Raw genomic sequence first — 16,891 nt, 5'->3', positions numbered from 1 at the left:
GTTATGTCAGGCTTAGAATTTTATATTTTATTATTATCAGGTCATTTTCGTAAGTTTTACAAAAAAAGAAGACTTATTAGGTCAGTAAAAGACAAAGCTCATTCTTTGCTCTTTAAATATATAGATTACAGATTATTAATTTACTTTGCTAAAAAGTACTCTTGGCTATTCAATAGAAGCTATGGCATGAATGATAGCTTCAGGCAGACGCATTATAATATCCTTGGATATGATAGCGACATAACACATCACGTTTGTGTTATTCAGCAACGGATTTTAAAAAATGCCTTAATTTACGAAAATAAACAACTGCTCAATCAGTTGGAAAACTGCGCAAAAGAAATAAGAAATTATATTTATGAGAATAAAATCTCTTCGCAAATAATATTTGCACCTTTGCATACTGTGTCTGACATTATACAAACTACCATTGCCGCTCTTGTCACAAAGAAACCTACCATTGTTGTTTCTGTATATGACTCAATGGCAGCTCTTGATGCAAAACAGAACAATAACTCTCAGGGTATATCTATTGAACAATTCAATCCAGAATCCATGACGGGAAATTCAGGCAGTGAATTTCATAATATAGTCAGCTCTCTCTTAGAGAATCAAAAAAATCTGGTTATATTCCCCGATGCAATACCGGAATGCACGACAAGATTTACAAATAAAAAGATGAAAACCTATTCCGTCAAGATGTTTGGGAATAGCTGTGAACTGCACACTGGCCTGCCAGTATTTAGTCGTTTGCTGAAACAAAAGGCTCTATTTTTTAGCATCAATTTTGATCAAAAAAACAATCTAAAAATGAATGTTATAGATTGTATGGGTCATAAAGAAATGGAGCAGAGAATGCCCCAACTGGTTGAAGATTGCATTCGAAAATACAACAACGAGTGGACCTTATGGCATTACACTTCGTTCTTTAGCTACAACTATTAGGTTCTATTTTACATGATAAATAAAAAATCTTTTTCTACACCAGAAATGGTTTATCAAGGAGAAGTTGCAGAATGCGGTCTGGCCTGCGCTTCTATGATGCTAAACACATTAGGCCAAAATGTCACATTGAGTGAACTGCGGGATAAATGGGGTGGCGGCTATGGCTCTTCTCTTAATCTCCTGGTTAGCTTGTTAAAATCCTACGGGCATGAAGCCCTACCTGTTAAATTCGATATCGCCAGTATTCAGTACTTACCGACGCCATGCATTTTGCATTATGGTGGCAATCATTATGTCTATGTTTATAGCCAGCATGGAGATTTCTTTCAGGTCTTAAACCCGGCTTCCGGCAGGCTAATGATATCTGCTGAAGAACTTGCGCAGTCGGCAACGGGGTACGCACTGATTCTCGATGAATCATTATATAAAGAGAAAAAAAACTCTGGGAAGGTCAAAAGCGACAGCGGCTGGTTGGATAAACTCACCTTCCCAGGATTAATGAAAAGATGCTTGCTGGCCATTTTTCTTTCGCTCTTCGCTTTAATTACACCGATGCTTTTCACATCCATATCCAGCGATCAGAACTTTTTCAAAAACGAACAAATTGACATTATGTTCGTAGGCATGTTATTGCTTTTTTCCTTCATTTCATTTTTGCAATATATTAGCAGTAAATATAGCCTGATGGCATCGATCAATGCTGTAACAAAATATAAGCCATCGCTCTTTAAAAAGCTATTAAAGAAAGATATCTCATATTTTGAAAGACGCACCACAGGTGATATTAACCAAAGGCTTAACTCCATTGAAGCGGCTATCCTTAACCGAGAATCAATACTCAATGGAAAATATATATCTCTGATTAGTACTGTGGTGACCCTGGGCATCATGTTCTGGTTGAACATTACTTTATCAATCCTTTCAGTCACAACAATGGCCATTTTTGGTTTCATTAGCTACTACTATGCTGGTATTAAAAAAACGTATTCAAAACGCGTAGAAGAAAGCGTATCAGACATGGAGACATTCAACCTTGAAACTATTAATGGTATTCAGACAGTAAGATCGGGTGAACTCACCACGAGCATCCTCGGGCAGTATAATAGACTGCTTGACAACTTCTTCACTCAATACAAAAAACTCGGCTTTACGGACATTAGACAAAGTACAATTTTTTCATTTTTAAGCAATATAGATTTAGTCCTATTTTTATGGATATCATTCTATAGCATAAGCGAATTAAAAATCTCTTACAGTACTATCATAGCGTTTTGGTTCTTTAGAAAAATAGCCCTTGATAGCATAAATCAGTATTACCAATGTTGTGTTACCATTAAACTTCAAAAGGTTTCAGAGGAGCGATTGAAGGATATGTTATCCTATAAAGAGGTTGACATCACCAGTGAACACTCCGAAATTAAAAATTCAGTCTGCCTCCAGAATATTGAGTTCGGATACGGGCCGGAAAGTACTATTTTTGATAATTTTTCAATTGATATACCATTGCGCACAAAGACGGCAATCATTGGCACATCGGGTGCAGGAAAAAGCACGTTATTAAAAATATTATCTGGGTTATACACACCAAGAAAATCAAATTTTATTCTAGACAATCAGAACGTAGAAAAAGAAAGCCTGCACTTATTGTTCTCTAATATGTACTATCTTCCGCAAGGTTCTATCGTCTTTAATGCAACGCTGTATGATAACATCGTCTTATATAGCGGTGGTGAAGCTAACGAGCACGACTGTCGTGAAATGTTGAAAAAATTTGACCTGCTTGATGTGATCAATTCTTTGCCCGCGGGATTAAATACAAAAATATCGCCGAGCAACCCCGTTCTCTCTTCCGGTCAGCTCCAGAGATTAATGCTTTGCAGGGCATTACTCTCATCGAAAGAGATTATTTTGCTTGATGAGCCCACCGCTAACCTTGATGATAAAAATGCCAGCCTGACGTTAAACGCTTTACTTGCCAGCGATAAGACGATTGTTTTATCCACACACGATGTTACCGCACTAGAGCAGTTTGATCAGGTTATTGATCTGGATAAAAACTAACTGCTGCGCATATTTGTCAAAAAGAAGCTGGTTAATAACCAGCTTCTTTTTGATAGCCTTAACCCCATTACATCGGCGGCGTCAGCCCGTTAACCCCGACGGAAATCCCGCGCGCGACGGCCTGGCCTTTGTCGTCTTTGGTGGCGAACAGCACCACTTTCGCGCCCGGCTTCAGCACGGATTTGTCGGCGGGGCTGATCAGCACCACCGGCACGTCGTCCGGCACCTGCACGGTTTTCTGTTGGCCGTGGAATTTCACCGTCATCGTTCGCCCGTGGCTGTTCACCAGGGTGCCGACGGTGCCGTTGGTCATGGTGTTCACCTGGCCGTTGGCGGATTCAAACGGATTAAACCCTTCCCCGGAACCGCGCAGGCTCGGGGCAAAAACGTGCACTTCCAGCGCCTTCAGCGTGCCGTCCGCCTGCGGCACGGCGGCGGTGCCGATGAAGCTGTCGGGCTTGATGTCGCTCATCTTCGCTTCGCTCACGCCGTTGATTCGGGTCTTGTCCGTCAGGCCAACGGAGAGCTTTTCGCCCTGCCGGGTGGTGATTTGCAGCGAGGAATCATTGACCGCGTCAATGGTGCCGCGCACCGGGGTAATGACATTGTCCGCCGCCGCGGCGCCAACGCTCAGCAGCAGCAGGCTTAAGGCCGGGATAAACAAACGAGGCTTGATCATGCTTTCTCCAGAATCAGGTCAGGGTAAGGACTGCTCTGGATCTAGCGTAACCGCCAAATGAATCCCGGGGGTGAAAGAGTGTGTTCAAACGTTTCCTGAACTACCCGAAACGTGCTCTTTTGCGAAGCGGATAAGGCGTTTAATCAGCGGTGTGCGCTCCCGCTTGCGGTACAACATCCATATTGCTGAGGGGATTTCTGCCCCGGCAATCGGGCGATAGACCACTTCCGGCACGCCGATGGTTTTCGCCATGATCTCCGGGATAACCGCGATGCCGTTGCCCAAGGCGATATGCGCCAACACTTCGGTCAGAGTGCTGGAGCGGATGGCATCGTTGAGCACAAACCCGCCGCGCCGCGCGACTTCGTGCGAGCCGGAAGTTTGCTCCGGCAAAATAAAGGCCTCCCCGGCCAGAACGGCAGGATCGATAGCTTCCTGGCTGGCGGCCAGGCGGTGGGAGGCAGGCAGCGCCAGGCAAAAACAGTCGCTCTGCACCAGCAGGTGTCCAACCTCTGACGACAGCGCCACCGGCGCCCGGACAAAACCAACGTCGATTTTGCCTTCCACCAGCGCCGCCGCCATGCTGTCCATCAGCACTTCTCGCGCGCCAAGCGAAACATCAGGATATCGCCCCCGAAACGCCCCCATCACCGAGCTAAGCGTGCCCGACCAAAGCGAAGACGCTACATAGCCGACGCGAATGTAGCCCTGTTCGCCGCGGGCGGCGCTCAGCACCCGCTCGCGCGTCAGTTCTGCCTGGCGTAGCGTGGCCTCCGCTTCTTCGCGGAAAATCTCCCCGGCCTGGGTCAGCTGCACGCGCCTTTTGGTACGCAAAAATAGCGGCGTGCCGAACTCACGCTCAAGCTGGCTTATCTGCACCGAGAGCGTCGGCGTGGAGATATTCAGCGTTTCCGCCGCCGCGCCAAAATGAAGCGTTCTGGCGACTTCAAGGAAATAACGCAGGTGGCGAAGCTCCATTTTTACTCCTGACTATTAGCTATTAACTAATAATAATGCCGAACGTGGAAATTGAATACCGCACCCCGGATCGCGAAGCTTAAGACGTGTTATTCCCGCGTTTTCGGAGCTTTTATGTCTACTGTGCTGGCCGCGCCCGTGGCCAAAAACGACACCACCGTGCTGCTGGTTGCCTCCATGGGCTGCGCGATGACGGTCATCGACACGAATATTGTTGGCGTCGTGCTGCCCACCATCGCCCGCGTGCTGGACGCCAGCTTCGCCGATATGGAGTGGGTGATTGGCGCGTACGTGCTTTGTTTTTCTTCCCTGCTGCTGCCTGCTGGTTCGCTGGCGGACCGCTTCGGCAGACGGCGCATCTTTTTATTCGGCATCGCCCTGTTTGCGCTGGCCTCTCTCGCCTGCGGGGCGGCAACCACCATTCTGATGCTGAACGTTGCCCGCGCGCTGCAGGGCGTCGGTTCGGCATTTTTGCTAGCTCCGGCGCTGGCGATCATCGGCCACACCTTCCGGGAACCGCAGGCCAGAGGCCGCGCCTGGGCCATCTGGGGCGGCATGATGGGCATTACCATGGTGCTCGCACCTTTAGCGGGCGGCATCATCAGCGCGTATCTCGGCTGGCGCTGGGCGTTCTACATCAACATCCCCATCTGCCTGCTGCTGGCGATGGCGGTGCTGCGCACCATTGAAGAATCCAGCAATCCTGCCGCCGGTAAGCCGGACGTGCACGGCATCTCGCTGTTTATCGCCGCTATGTTCTCCCTGACATGGGCGCTGATCCTCGCCCCGGAACACGGCTGGAGCAGCTTCGAAGTGATGAGCCGCTTTATTGCCGCCGCCTGGTTCTTTCTGTTTTTTGCGCTGGTCGAGCGTTACAAAACCCAGCCGATGCTCGATCTGCGTCTGTTCCGTTCGCTGCCGTTTATTGGCGCAGTGCTGGCGATGTTTACCTACGCGGCCACGGCGCAGGTAATGACTTCCCTGCTGCCGCTGATGCTGCAAAACGTCGAGGGGAAAACCGCGCTGGCGTCCGGGGTCGGCATGCTGCCGTTCGCGCTCGCCATGCTGCTGTTCCCGATGGTGGCACGCTGGATGGCTCACCGCATGGCTGCCCGCTGGATCCTCGCGGCAGGGTTGATGCTGGTTGGCGTCGGCAACCTGATTATCGCCTGCAGCGTGCTTGAACAGTGGCCAGGGCTGGTTATCGCCGGCATGGCCGTGCTGGGCAGCGGCGGCGGCATTCTTAACGGCGAAACGCAGAAGGCGATCATGGGCACAGTGTCTCATGAGCGGGCGGGCATGGCTTCAGGCATCAGCACCACGGCGCGCTTCTCCGGCATTCTGCAAGGTTTTGCGCTGCTGGGGGCCATTCTGGCCGGGCACACGCGCCATACGCTGACCTCCGCCATGCAGGCAAACAACCTGCCGGTACACGACGATTTTACTACTCAGGTTGTGGCCGGAGACGTGCAGCGCGCGCTTGCCCTGTGGCCGGAGCATCAGGCTCAAACGTTAAGCACGCTGATCCGCCACAGCTACGCCAGCGGCTTCTCGCTGATGCTGGTTTGCGCCGCGCTGTTCGCTTTCTTCGTTGCGTTGATCGTCGTTTTCACCCTGCGTGAACGCACCGGGAGTCAGCCCAAATGAACACTGCCCACATCGATTTCCGCTTTGCAATTTTCAGCGACGTTCACGCCAACTTACCGGCACTTGAGGCCGTTTTACGGGATATTGTTCGCCATAACATCAGCCAAATCTGGTGCCTGGGCGATCTGGTGGATTTTGCGCCGTGGCCGAATGAAGTGATAGACCTGATTCGCAGCCGCAATATCCCGGTGGTGATGGGCAACCACGATCGCCGCGTGGCAATGGACGAGCCGGTCACGCCGCTGGCTAAGCACTCCGCTCAGGAGCAGCACGCCCGTGCACAGGCCATTGCCTTAAGCAAACGTACGCTGACGGAGGAGAACCGCCGCTGGCTCGGCGCCCTGCCCAGGTCGATAGCGTTCAACGCCGGGCCGCTCAGAGTTTTGCTGGTTCACGCCAGCCCGGACTCGCTTTCCGAATATGTGCATTGCCAGTTTTCCTGCAGCCAGCTAATGAAGTGGCAAACCGAACATCAGTTCGACGTGATGGTTTCCGGGCATACGCACTACGCGGATATCCGCGAATTAGTGCGCAGCGATGGCCGCAGGTTGACCGTCGCCAATACCGGCGCGGTTGGGCGAATCAAAGCCGGTGAGCCGCAGGCCACCTGGCTGATGGGCCATTACCATCACGGGAAGCTAAAACTGGCCGTACAGACGGTAAATTACGATGTCGCCGCCGTGGCCCAGGCGATTAAAGACAGCCAGATTCCTGACTTTTACGCAGACGAGCTTTATCAGCATGGCATGTCCTGCTCGCAGGCGTTATCGGCATTCTGAGCGGCTCACTATTTCGTGATAAGCTGCGCAATATTGGCGACAGATAAAGCACATCACCAGGTTGATGCGCGATACTGCCTCACTTTTATTACTTGCCGCTTCAGGAAGAAAAATGGCCTATAAATATGCGCTTGTACTGCTGGCCCCGCTGCTGCTTGCGGCCTGCTCATCATCGGACAATTCAGGGATGGATCGCCAGGACAGGCAGCGGCTGGACGACAGTTTTATGCGCTCGCCGTGGCCCGACCCTTACTACAACAGCCGCTACCTCACCCCGGAACAGCGCCAGGACATCCGCGACAGGATCCGCGCCGACCAGTTGGAAGCCAGAGGCCGCCGGGATAACAGCACCGACAGCGGCGACGGCTTTGGTCAGCCGGTGCATTTCTAAACGGTTGGCACCGTCCCGCCGTCAATAATGTACTCCGTGCCGGTGATCGCGGCGGCACGCTCTGAGGCCAGGAAGGCTATCAGATTAGCCACTTCTTCAGGCTTTGCCGGGCGGCCAAGCGGAATTCCGCCCAGCGAATCCATAATGATCTGCTTCCCACCTTCATAATCCGTGCCCGCCTGCAGCGCCAGCCGCTCCGCCAGGCGAACAGAAGCCTCGGTTTCAATCCAGCCCGGTGCCACGCGCAGCACCCGCACGCCCTGCGGGGACACCTCTTTCGACAGGCTTTTGCTGTAGGCGGAAAGCGCCGCTTTGGCCGCCGCATAGGCCGTGGTAGCCTCCGGCAGCGGTAAAATCCGCTGAATGGAAGATACGTGGATAATCACGCCTGATCCCTGCGCCGTCATGCCCGGCAGCAGCGCCCTGTCCAGCCGCACCGCCGGGAAAAGGTTAAGCGCCAGCTCGCGCTGCCACTGTTCTTCGTCCAGCGCCGCGTAACCTCCGGCCGGGGAGGATGAGCCGCCGAGCATATGCACGATGATATCCACGCCGCCGAGCCGCGCCTGCACGGCTTTTACCAGCTGCTCGCAGCCCTCACGCGTGGCGAGATCCGCCGCCACAAACTCTTCATCACGAACATTTTCAGGCGCATGGCGAGCCACGGTCATCACCTGTGCGCCCAGCTCGCGGAACAGCGCTACGGTCGCCGCGCCAGCGCCCTTCGTGCCGGACGTCACCAGCGCTCTCTTGCCCTTCAGCGTCAAAAAGTCAGTCATTTTACGTTCTCCAGAAAGTCGATTTACCTGCCGTATCACTACTCTAAGAACGCGGTATAATTTAAACAATTGGGACAAACCGGGATGAAATGATGAAGGAATCGGGACAATGTCGCGCATAGCCCTCGGCGATATCGAAGCCGTGCAGGCCATCGCTCGCCGGGGATCTTTCCGTGCGGCAGCTATCGATCTGGGCGTTTCAACCACGGCGCTCAGCCATACGCTGGCAAAATTTGAGGCCGAGCTTGGCGTGCGCCTGTTCAACCGCACCACCCGCAGCGTGTCGCTGACGGAGGCCGGCAGGCTCTTTATCGAGAGAGTCAGCCCGTCTCTTCAGGGGCTGAACGACGCCCTGGAGAGCGTGCGGGCGCACCGAGATACTCCGTCCGGCGTGCTGCGCATCAACGCGCCGCCGTTTGCCGCTCGCCAGGTGCTTTCGTCGCTGGTTTTTGAGTTTTTACGCCGCTATCCGGAGATGCAGGTCGACCTTGTGACCGAAGGAAAACTGGTTGATATCGTTGCGGAAGGGTTCGATCTTGGCGTGCGCGTCGCCGGGCTGGTGCCTGCCGATATGATTGCACTTTCGCTTGGACAGCCGCAGCGCTTCGCCGTCGTTGCCTCCCCGGCTTATCTGGCGGAGCACGGCGCACCACTAACGCCGGGCGACCTGCTGAATCACGCCTGTATTCGCGTCCGGCTGCCGGACGGTTCCCTCTACCGCTGGCATCTGGAAAAACAGGGTGAAGTCGCGCCCATTGATGTGCGCGGCCCGCTGACGCTGGACGAAGCCTCGCTGGCGCGGGAGGCGGTGCTGGAAGGCATCGGGATTGGCTTTTTCATGGAGCAAAACGTCGCCGACGAAATCCGCGCCGGCAAGCTGGTTCGCCTGCTGGAAGCCTGGACGCCGCCCTTCCCGGGGCTTTGCCTTTACTATTCCGGCAGGCGGCATCCTTCCGCCGGGCTGGCCGCCTTCCTGGCGCTGGCGCGGGAAAGAAGTCAGGGAGGTCATTGACCTCCCCGTAACGCTTAGAAGCTGTAGTTTGCCGTCAGCGAGAAGCTGCGCGGCGCGCCGTAAACCACATAATCGGACAGCCAGGATTCATATTCTTTGTCGAACAGGTTGTTGATGTTGCCCTGTACGGCGAAGTTTTTCGTCACCTGGTAGCGGGTGAAGAGATCCACCAGCGCGTAGCTGCCCTGCTTAATACGCGTATTGCCGTTCGGGCCGTAGGCATCCTGCCAGGTTTTACCCTGCCAGTTCACGCCGCCGCCCACGGTCACTTCCGGCAGCATCGGCAGCTGGTAGCGGGTAAACAGCTTCATAGTAGTGCGCGGCTGGTCCGGGTTCACCGCCTCGCCATTATTGTCATCCGCCACGTAGCGAGAAGCCCCGAAGGTGAGCTGCCAGTTATCGGTCAGCGCGCCGTTCAGCTCGAACTCCACGCCGCGGCTCACGGTGCCGTCCACGGATTTATACGCCGTTTCGCCAGGGTTGCCGTTAACCGGCGTGCCGAGCGACTGGGCCACTTTATCCTGTTCGATGCGGAATACCGCCAATGAGGTGGTAAGGCGGGTGTTAAACCAGTCCGCCTTCACGCCCGCTTCATAGCTCTTCCCGGTGGTCGGGTCGAGATAATCGCCGTTAACGTCGCGCTTGTCGGTCGGCTGGAAGATGGAGGTGTAGCTGGTGTAGGCCGACCAGGTATCGTTGATGTCGTAAACCAGGCCCGCGTAAGGCGTCACGTCATGCTTTTTGCTGCTCAGACTGGTTTGCGGCGCGGTGGACGGATTGTAGTCCGCGTCCCATTCGGTATAGCGGGCCCCCACAATCAGGTGCAGCGGGTCAGCCAGCGAGAAACGTGCCGCGGTATAGGCGGATTGCTGGCGCACCACGTCTTTGCTGTAGAGCGAGAAGGCAGACCAGCTCGGGTCCGCGACGTTGCTGTAGAAGCTGTCCATCGCGATGCCGCCGTAAGGCAAGCCGGTGTTCGGCATGGCGTTGTCGTAGTGGTTACGCTGGCGGCTATAGCTGCCGCCGAACATCAGCTCGTGCTGGCGGCCAAACAGCTCAAAACCGCCGCGCACAAACGCATCCACCGAATCCTGTTTACGCTCGCCCCGGTTCCAGCCGCCATAGGCGCTGGTGCCCGCCCCGGTCACTTTATCCGGGAAGCCGGTGACGTACATCAACTTAGAGTCGAAGTTGGTTTCGGCGTGCAGCGTGTTAATGCGCGCTTCCCAGCCGTTATCAAAGCGCTGGACCAGGTTAGCGAACACTTTGGTGGCGTCTTTGTTGGAGTAAGCCCAGTCAGGCGCGGTGGTGGCGCTGCGGCTAAAGTGCGTCCGGCTGCCGTCGGCATACCAGGTGGGCAGGCCGCCCCAGGTCGGGCTGTCGTCATTGCTTTCCTGGTAGTCGTAGCCGACAGAAAGCGTGGTGGAGTCGGTCAAATCGGCGTCCACTACGCCATAGATGAATTTCTTGCGGTAGTGGCTTTTGTCCAGCCAGGTGTCGTTGTCCTGGTAGCCGGTGACCACGCGGCCCCGCACGTTGCCGGACTCGCTCAGCGGCGCGGAGAGATCGGCCACATAGCGCTGCTTGTCCCAACTGCCGTAGCTGGCGGAAACGTTGCCTTTAAACTCACGGCTGTCGGCATGCTTGCGAACCATATTGATGTACGCCGATGGGTTGCCGCTGCCGCTCATCAATCCTGCCGCGCCGCGTACCACTTCGATATTTTCGTACACGGCGGTATCCGAGCCGGTATCGCCGAAGTCCCAGACGTCGCTAACCTGCGTGGGCATGTCGTCGTAGGCATAGTTGCTGATGAAGAAGCCACGCGCGAAGTAGGTGGCGCGGCTGCTGTCTACCAGCTTGGTGCTGATGCCGGTGGTGTTATCCAGCACGTCGCCGATGGTTTGCAGGTTTTGATCCTGCATGCGCTGCTGGCTGATGACGCTGACGGACTGGGGAATATCGCGCGGGACCAGCAGCAGTTTGGTGCCGGTGGTGGTGGTTTTGACGCTGTAATCCTGCGCCTGCCCAGCCAGCGGATCCTCCGCCTGAGTATTCACCGTGATGGTGTCTTCTGCCCGCGCAGAAGGGAGCAGCGCCAGCGCAACGGCCGCCGCCAGCAATGATGGGCCGCCTGCCCGTAACGTGAACCGTTCCCTGGAGAAGTTAACCAATGCCATGTTAAACCCTCATTTTGAATTTTTATGGTGCGGCGGCGTTTTCCGTGGCCGGCACTTTTTTGATTTTTATAAAAACGCGCACGATTAAATGCGGATGAGAAATATACGCATTTGTATTTAACCTGTAAACAAATGTAATTCCCTGAGGGTTAACGAAGATTGCACCGTTGCGGGGCAAAAAAGGGCGTTTGGTGGCAATAAAAATTGCCGCTTTCGCTTTACAAACCAACACGTAAATCTGTTGTTAAAACAGCCTCATCATCTGGCTTATTGCCTAGGTTGTGATAGATTCCTCTCGCTTTCAAAACATACACAGCAAAATACGCTGCGAAGCATTTCTCTCTTTACAGGTAAACGATCGGACGCCATGAGAAAGTTAGCCAATATCCACCTGCTGATGATGTTGATTCTGCTGGTTGCTGTCGGGCAGATGACCCAGACGATTTATATTCCTTCGATTCCCGATATGGCTCATGAAATGGGCGTGCGCAGCGGCGCAATCCAGCGCGTGATGGCGGCCTATTTGTTTACCTACGGCGTGTCGCAGCTGTTTTATGGCCCACTTTCCGACCGCATTGGCCGCCGCCCGGTGATCCTCGCCGGCATGGTGATTTTCATGCTGGCCACGCTCGGCGCGTTGTTTACCACTAATTTGTATATTCTGGTGCTGGCGAGCGCCCTGCAGGGCATGGGCACCGGCGTGGTCGGGGTGATGGCGAGAACCATGCCGCGCGACCTCTACGAAGGCGGCGATTTACGCCAGGCCAACAGCCTGCTGAACATGGGTATTCTGGTCAGCCCGCTGCTGGCGCCGGTTATCGGCGGGATGCTGGACAGCGTCTGGGGCTGGCGCGCCTGCTACGGCTTCCTGCTGCTGCTGTGCGCCATTGTGGCGTTTTCTATGTGGCGCTGGCTGCCGGAAACCCGCCCGGCGGACGCCGCGCCGCCGCGCCTGATGCGCAGCTACAAAATGCTGCTCGGCAATATCTCCTTCAACTGCTATCTGCTGATGCTGGTCGGTGGGCTGGCGGGCGTGGCGGTGTTTGAAGCCTGCTCCGGCGTGCTGATGGGCGGTGTACTGGGCCTGAACGGCGTGGTGGTCAGCATTCTGTTTATTCTGCCTATTCCGGCGGCGTTTTTTGGCTCCTGGTATGCGGGCCGCCAGAACGTGCGCTTCTCCAGCCTGATGTGGCAGGCCGTATTGAGCTGCCTGTTCGCCGGTATTTTGATGTGGATCCCCGGCTGGTTCGGCATCATGAATATCTGGACGCTGCTGGTACCTGCGGCGCTGTTCTTCTTCGGCGCAGGCATGCTGTTCCCGCTGGCGACCAGCGGCGCGATGGAGCCGTTCCCGTTCCTCGCCGGTACCGCAGGCGCGCTGGTTGGCGGCCTGCAAAACATCGGCTCCGGCGTGATGGCCTGGTTCTCCGCGCTGATGCCGCAAACCGGGCAATACAGCATCGGGATGCTAATGACGGCAATGGGCGTGCTGATCCTGTGCTGCTGGCTGCCGCTGGCGCAGCGATTCCAGCATCACGGCGAGGCGGTGTAAGTTATTTTGCCTCTTCGGCCAGGGCTTTAAGCCAGCTGATAAAAGCGTCAATCTTCGGCCATTGTCGGTCAGCAAGGGTCGAAATGTAGTAATGCTGATGGCATTTCAACGTGTTATCCCCAAAAGGGGCGATGAGTTCGCCCCGCTCCAGCCGCTTCTGTACCAGCCTTTTTCGTCCCATCGCCACGCCAACGTGGTTCATCGCGGCAATCACCGCCAGGTCAGAGCGATCGAAGCCTATGCCCGTCGAAGCGGGCAGCTCAATGCCAAACTGCTGCGCCCAGCTGTACCACTCGTCGGTGCCGGAATCATTGCTCCACGCCTGCCGATCGTGCAGCAAAGTGCAGTGGCGCAGCTGAGAAGGCCGCGAATGAAGCTCAAAGCGGCGGGCATATTCCGGGCTGCAAACCGGCAAAATCGCCTCATCCATCAGGAAATGGTGGCTCAGCTGTGAGGAAGGCGCATCGTCAAAATAGAGCGCCAGATCGATGCCTGCACGCTGTAAATTCAGGTTGTCGTTCCCGGTCAGAATGGTTAACGAAATAGAAGGGTAGCGCTGGGTAAAATCCTCCAGCGCAGGCACCAGCCAGCACTGGGCAATTGACGGCCTTGAGTACACGGTCAGCGTGCCAGAGAGTTCCTGATTTTTGATATCCAGAATCTCCTGGTTCAGCGTATCCAGAGACGATTTCAGCGCCCAGAACACCCGCTTGCCTTCATGCGTCAGCTCCACTTTACGGTGCGAGCGAACAAAAAGCTGGATCCCCAGCTCCTCTTCCAGCTGGTTTATCCGGTGGCTAACGGCGCTGGGACTCAGCGACAGTTCATCCGCCGCCAGCGCAAAAGATTGATGGCGCGCCGCCACCTCAAAGGTGTACAGCTTCGACAGCTGCCAGCCGTTTAATAACCGATTGCGCCCTTCGCGTGACGTTTCCATCGTGACCTCCTTCTCAATTCCAGCAGCCAAGTTTAAAAAATCCACGGCTAACCAGCAGCATTTAGTTGAAGAAAACCGAACCTGAAACACACTTCATCGCCTTATCTCGACGTAAATCACTCTGTTGGTTCAATTTAGCTCATGCGAAAGGCCAGTTTTATCGTTTGTCAGCCCAGGCGCATTTTTATCCAATACCCCGCAATGATGCACAGGAGGATAACTAATGGGATCGCAAATCTGGGTGGTGGGTACGCTGCTTGCCAGCATAATTTTAATCGTGCTGACCATCGTAAAACTGAAGCTTCATCCTTTCCTCGCGCTGCTGCTGGCGAGCTTTTTCGTCGGCGTGATGATGGGCATGGGCCCGCTGGAGATGGTTAACGCGGTGGAAAGCGGCATCGGCGGCACGCTGGGCTTTTTAGCCGCGGTCATCGGACTGGGCACCATTCTGGGAAAAATGATGGAAGTCTCCGGTGCCGCCGAGCGTATTGGCCTGGCGCTGCAGCGCTGCCGCTGGCTCTCCGCCGACGTGATTATGGTACTGGTCGGGCTGATTTGCGGCATTACGCTGTTCGTTGAGGTTGGCGTGGTACTGCTGATCCCGCTGGCCTTTTCCATCGCCAAAAAGACCCACATTTCTTTGCTGAAACTGGCGATCCCGCTGTGTACCGCGCTGATGGCGGTTCACTGCGTGGTGCCCCCCCACCCGGCGGCGCTGTTCGTGACCAACAAACTCGGCGCTGACGTAGGCACCGTGATTGTGTATGGCCTGGCGGTTGGCCTGCTGGCGTCTCTGGTAGGTGGCCCGCTCTTCCTGAAGTGCCTGGGCAATCGCCTGCCGTTTAAATCCGTTCCCGCTGAATTTTCGGATCTGCAAACGCGAGACGCGGCTTCTCTGCCGTCCCTGAGCGCCACGCTGTTTACCGTGCTGCTGCCTATTTTCCTGATGCTGGCGAAAACGCTCGCGGAACTAAACATGACGCCGGGCAGCACGACGTATACCGCGCTGGAGTTTATCGGCAACCCGATTACCGCCATGTTTATCGCCGTTTTCGTGGCCTATTATCTGCTGGGCCTGCGCCAGCACATGAGTATCGCGACGCTGCTGAGCCACACCGAAAATGGCTTTGGCTCCATTGCGAATATCCTGATGATTATCGGCGCCGGCGGCGCGTTTAACGCCATTCTCAAGGCCAGCGGCATGGCCGACAGCCTCGCGCTGAGCCTTTCCAGCCTGCATCTACACCCGATCCTGCTCGCCTGGCTGGTTGCGCTTATTCTTCACGCCGCCGTCGGCTCCGCCACCGTGGCGATGATGGGCGCCACGGCTATCGTTGCCCCGCTGCTGCCGCTCTATCCCAACGTCAGCCCCGAGATTGTGACGCTCGCCATCGGCTCCGGCGCTATCGGCTGCACCATTGTGACCGACTCGCTGTTCTGGCTGGTGAAGCAATACTGCGGCGCCACGCTCCATGAAACCTTTAAGTACTACACCACGGCGACATTCATCGCTTCTTTAGTTGCACTGGCTGGCACATTCCTGCTTTCCTTTATCATCTGAGCGCCAAGAGGCTTGTTATGAAATCGACAGAAATAAACGCATTAACCGAAAAATTCCCGCTGCTCAGCGAGCTTACCGCCCTGAACGAAACGACCTGGTTTAACCCAGGAACGACCTCTCTTGCCGAAGGTTTACCGCATGTTGGCCTGACAGAGCAGGACGTGAAAGAAGCGCACGCCCGGCTGGCTCGCTTTGCGCCTTATCTGGCGAAAGCCTTCCCGGAAACCGCAGCAACCGGCGGTATTATCGAGTCAGAGCTGGCTGCCATTCCGGCGATGCAAAAGCGGCTGGAAAAAGAAAATGGGCAGAAACTCTGCGGCAATCTGTGGCTGAAAAAAGACAGTCACCTGCCTATTTCCGGCTCGATTAAGGCTCGCGGGGGCATTTATGAAGTCCTGACTCACGCGGAAAAGCTGGCTATCGAGGCCGGGCTACTTAACCTCGAAGATGATTACAGCAAGCTGCTGTCTCCTGAATTACGTGAGTTTTTCAGCCGCTACAGTATTGCCGTTGGCTCTACCGGCAACCTGGGTCTGTCGATTGGTATCATCAGCGCCCGAATTGGCTTCCTCGTCACGGTGCATATGTCCGCCGACGCCCGCGAATGGAAAAAAGCCAAACTGCGCAGCCACGGCGTTGAGGTGGTTGAATACGCCGAAGATTACGGCGTCGCCGTTGAGCAGGGGCGAAAAGCCGCCGAGGCGGACGCCAACTGTTTCTTTATCGATGATGAAAACTCCCGCACGCTGTTCCTGGGTTACGCCGTCGCCGGTCAACGGCTGAAAGACCAATTCTCACGGCAGGCGATTACCGTTGATGAACAGCATCCTTTGTTCGTCTATCTGCCCTGCGGCGTCGGCGGCGGCCCCGGTGGTGTAGCATTTGGGCTGAAGCTGGCCTTCGGCGATCACGTTCACTGTATTTTTGCCGAGCCCACTCACTCCCCCTGCATGCTGTTAGGCGTTTACACCGGCCTGCATGATGCGCTTTCCGTGCAGGATATCGGCATCGATAACCTGACCGCCGCCGACGGCCTGGCCGTGGGACGAGCTTCCGGCTTTGTCGGCAGAGCAATGCAAAGGCTGCTGGACGGCTTCTATACCGTGGACGATCAAACGCTGTACAACATGCTCGGCTGGCTGGCGGAAGAAGAAAATATTCGCCTGGAGCCTTCGGCCCTGGCAGGCATGGCCGGGCCGCAGCGGGTTTGTGCCACGGCCTCTTACCACGAGATGCAGGGCTTTAGCGCCCAACAGATTAATAACGCGACGCATCTGGTCTGGGCCACCGGGGGCGGTATGGTGCCTGAGGCTGAGATGGCACAGTATTTAGCGAAGGCTCGCTGATATCTCCCCTCCCCCCGGCCCTCTCCCCAAAGGGGCGAGGGAGAAAA

The 16,891-nt window shown here is 55.2% G+C and carries 14 protein-coding genes; 9 read left to right on the top strand and 5 right to left on the bottom strand.

Annotated features, from left to right (window positions below; all coding sequences use genetic code 11):
- The first annotated feature begins 3 nt into the window (after nt 1-3).
- Both CNE01S_RS03350 and CNE01S_RS03345 read left to right on the top strand, forming a co-directional pair.
- Entirely contained in the window at nt 4-945 is a 942-nt protein-coding gene (locus CNE01S_RS03350) for a hypothetical protein (protein WP_138089232.1), read from the top strand.
- Between the two features lie 12 nt (nt 946-957).
- Nucleotides 958-3,006 carry a peptidase domain-containing ABC transporter gene (locus CNE01S_RS03345; protein ID WP_082763180.1) on the top strand — a complete coding sequence of 683 codons (2,049 nt, stop codon included), beginning with the start codon at nt 958-960 and terminating at the stop codon, nt 3,004-3,006.
- A 67-nt stretch (nt 3,007-3,073) separates the two neighbouring features.
- Here CNE01S_RS03345 and CNE01S_RS03340 read toward each other — a convergent pair whose 3' ends face one another.
- Nucleotides 3,074-3,685, bottom strand: a complete 612-nt coding sequence (locus CNE01S_RS03340) for a hypothetical protein (RefSeq protein WP_061273425.1) — start codon at nt 3,683-3,685, stop codon at nt 3,074-3,076.
- A gap of 84 nt (nt 3,686-3,769) precedes the next feature.
- Entirely contained in the window at nt 3,770-4,663 is an 894-nt protein-coding gene (locus tag CNE01S_RS03335) for a LysR family transcriptional regulator (RefSeq protein ID WP_061273423.1), read from the bottom strand.
- A 114-nt stretch (nt 4,664-4,777) separates the two neighbouring features.
- On the opposite strand from CNE01S_RS03335, the gene CNE01S_RS03330 reads away from it, so the two are divergent.
- The 3 genes from CNE01S_RS03330 to CNE01S_RS03320 all read left to right on the top strand — a co-directional run bounded on the left by CNE01S_RS03330 (nt 4,778) and on the right by CNE01S_RS03320 (nt 7,480).
- Nucleotides 4,778-6,310 (top strand): MFS transporter, encoded by a 1,533-nt coding sequence (locus tag CNE01S_RS03330; RefSeq protein ID WP_061273421.1) that lies wholly within the window; start codon nt 4,778-4,780, stop codon nt 6,308-6,310.
- Entirely contained in the window at nt 6,307-7,089 is a 783-nt protein-coding gene (locus CNE01S_RS03325; protein ID WP_061273419.1) for a metallophosphoesterase family protein, read from the top strand. Before CNE01S_RS03330 ends, CNE01S_RS03325 begins: the two co-directional genes overlap by 4 nt.
- Nucleotides 7,090-7,201: 112 nt before the next feature.
- The gene (locus tag CNE01S_RS03320) at nt 7,202-7,480 is read left to right on the top strand and encodes a hypothetical protein (RefSeq protein ID WP_038477676.1); all 279 of its coding nucleotides are present in this window, start codon (nt 7,202-7,204) and stop codon (nt 7,478-7,480) included.
- On the opposite strand, the gene CNE01S_RS03315 is transcribed toward CNE01S_RS03320, so the two are convergent.
- Nucleotides 7,477-8,256: an SDR family oxidoreductase gene (locus CNE01S_RS03315; protein WP_061273418.1), complete on the bottom strand. Its 780-nt coding sequence runs from the start codon at nt 8,254-8,256 to the stop codon at nt 7,477-7,479. The genes CNE01S_RS03320 and CNE01S_RS03315 overlap by 4 nt on opposite strands.
- A 109-nt stretch (nt 8,257-8,365) precedes the next feature.
- Between CNE01S_RS03315 and CNE01S_RS03310 the strand changes: the two genes are divergently transcribed.
- A complete protein-coding gene (locus CNE01S_RS03310) occupies nt 8,366-9,268 on the top strand; it encodes a LysR family transcriptional regulator (protein WP_061273416.1) in 903 nt (300 codons plus the stop codon).
- Nucleotides 9,269-9,282: 14 nt separating this feature from the next.
- On the opposite strand, the gene fhuE is transcribed toward CNE01S_RS03310, so the two are convergent.
- A complete protein-coding gene (fhuE, locus tag CNE01S_RS03305; protein WP_061273414.1) occupies nt 9,283-11,448 on the bottom strand; it encodes a ferric-rhodotorulic acid/ferric-coprogen receptor FhuE in 2,166 nt (721 codons plus the stop codon).
- Between the two features lie 367 nt (nt 11,449-11,815).
- On the opposite strand from fhuE, the gene emrD reads away from it, so the two are divergent.
- Nucleotides 11,816-13,000 (top strand): multidrug efflux MFS transporter EmrD, encoded by a 1,185-nt coding sequence (gene emrD / locus CNE01S_RS03300; protein WP_061273412.1) that lies wholly within the window; start codon nt 11,816-11,818, stop codon nt 12,998-13,000.
- Nucleotide 13,001: 1 nt separating this feature from the next.
- Here emrD and dsdC read toward each other — a convergent pair whose 3' ends face one another.
- Nucleotides 13,002-13,937, bottom strand: coding sequence for a DNA-binding transcriptional regulator DsdC (gene dsdC, locus CNE01S_RS03295; protein WP_061273411.1), 936 nt, complete (start codon nt 13,935-13,937; stop codon nt 13,002-13,004).
- Nucleotides 13,938-14,160: 223 nt separating this feature from the next.
- Here dsdC and dsdX point away from each other — a divergent pair, with 223 nt between their 5' ends.
- The gene (gene dsdX / locus CNE01S_RS03290; RefSeq protein WP_045784339.1) at nt 14,161-15,498 is read left to right on the top strand and encodes a D-serine transporter DsdX; all 1,338 of its coding nucleotides are present in this window, start codon (nt 14,161-14,163) and stop codon (nt 15,496-15,498) included.
- Between the two features lie 17 nt (nt 15,499-15,515).
- Complete coding sequence (gene dsdA / locus CNE01S_RS03285) at nt 15,516-16,844, top strand: D-serine ammonia-lyase (RefSeq protein ID WP_061273409.1); 1,329 nt, start codon at nt 15,516-15,518, stop codon at nt 16,842-16,844.
- The last annotated feature ends 47 nt before the right edge of the window (nt 16,845-16,891 follow it).

The sequence above is a fragment of the Cedecea neteri NBRC 105707 = ATCC 33855 genome (genome assembly GCF_001571265.1).
GTDB classification, from domain to species: domain Bacteria; phylum Pseudomonadota; class Gammaproteobacteria; order Enterobacterales; family Enterobacteriaceae; genus Cedecea; species Cedecea neteri.
The sequence above is the reverse complement of the archived record's forward strand: the minus strand, read 5'-3'. Positions and strand labels throughout refer to the sequence as shown.